Annotated in this window: 1 protein-coding gene; it reads left to right on the plus strand. The window is 28.5% G+C overall.

Going from position 1 to position 1,690, the window contains the following annotated elements:
- Positions 1 to 74: 74 nt before the first annotated feature.
- Positions 75 to 1,690, plus strand: a 1,616-nt coding sequence (locus CD122_RS11680; protein ID WP_103359051.1) for a hypothetical protein, incomplete at its 3' end; no start/stop codon positions are given.

Consider the following 1,690-nt stretch of genomic DNA (forward strand, 5'->3'; position numbering starts at 1 on the left):
AAAAAGTGTTTTCTATTCATACATCTTTTCTGATTATCAATTGCGTTAATACGAGTGTGAGTGAGGTAAACTATATGAAAAAAATCATTCTATTTCTATGTGTGGTAATCACACTGACATTAAGTTTAATTATCGTTGATTCGGCAAAATCATTCTCTTTTTATAATCATATCGAGAAAGGTAGTCAAAAAGTTAATTTCTATTTTGACAGTACTGATATTCCTAAAAAGCATGCGAAAGATGCCTGGCCGTATTTTACATATCTCTCAAAAAAATATCATGTTCACATTACAAAGGTTACATATGTCAATGATTCTAAAATTTTGATTCATACAACAGACAATGAATTGAAACAGAAAGCGGGAAAAAACAAAAAGTTAAACATCTTTGATAGTAGCCTTTCAATTAAAGTATTCCCTTTAAAAAATACCAATTTAACTAAAGAAGGGATCTATCAATTAAAAGGTAAAGAGAAAGACGTACACGAAGTAATAAGGTTAATAAACAAAGAAGTTGGCGTGGTAGATAAAATGGATGGTGACCTTCTTACTGGTTTATCATTAGATTTCTTTAGTACGGCTTTAACATTATTTTTGATAATTCTATTATTTGTTGTATTACTTCATCATTTGTTAAATCAAAAAAGACAGTTGAAAATTCTCTATGATTTAGGTTATCGCCAACATCAAATTGTTAAGTATATTATTCAAGGATTTGCTAATTTTATATGGTTATTTATTGTCTTGAGTATGATTTTAGTGCTTTTAAGCTACCAGATCATTTATCAAGATACATACATTCATATTGCCTTGTTCATTGTATTGTTAGTTGAAGTCGTATTACTTGTTTTATTGTATAGCTTTACAACAACTACTGTATATTTCTTTGTTAAGCGTTATACAAACAGTAAACAAAGTTATAGTAAACAAGTCATGATAGGCCTTTATATGATGATTTCAGCAATCGCAATCGTTTTAGTCGCAATGTCAACGATACAGTTGATTACGAATTATAAAGACTTTGAACATCAAAAAACATCCTTAAAGCATTGGGATATTACAAAAAATATGTATGGTACAAATGTACATTATGTTGGTCAATTGAAGAGTCATGACATTGAGAAAAAGGTAGACATGAAAATTAAATCTTATTTTTTAAGTTCAGATAATCAAGGGTTTATTAGTGATGCAGAAAATTTTACATATGATAATGGTTTCTTTTTGTATCAATTGAATGAAAAAGAGAATGCTGATATTGAAGCTACTGGTAAGACAATCATTATTGATGAGAATTATTTGAAAAGACATCCTAAGAAAAACACTCAAGGTGATGATGTCAGACAACATATACAAAAGGATGATAAAACGCAAAATATACTTGTTCCTATCAAGTTAAAGAGACATGAACAAAAAATTCTACAAAATTTCAAAAAAGAGTTTACACATGTAAAAGATTTTGATCGCGACAATGAAGATATAGATTCATCTTTGAACATTAATATTATTTGGGTAAAAAACGATGTAGACTATTTCACATATAATGCAATGATTGGTGGCACTAAAAATACAGTAGTTTCCCCAATTGCTGTTGTTGAAACAGGAAACACAGACCCATTAAATTATGGTTATTATTTTTCAATGTACTATTACTTTAAGAGTCATCTAGATAATCCATATGAAACAATACATTC

The sequence above is a fragment of the Staphylococcus rostri genome (assembly GCF_002902145.1).
In the GTDB taxonomy this organism is placed as follows: Bacteria; Bacillota; Bacilli; order Staphylococcales; family Staphylococcaceae; genus Staphylococcus; species Staphylococcus rostri.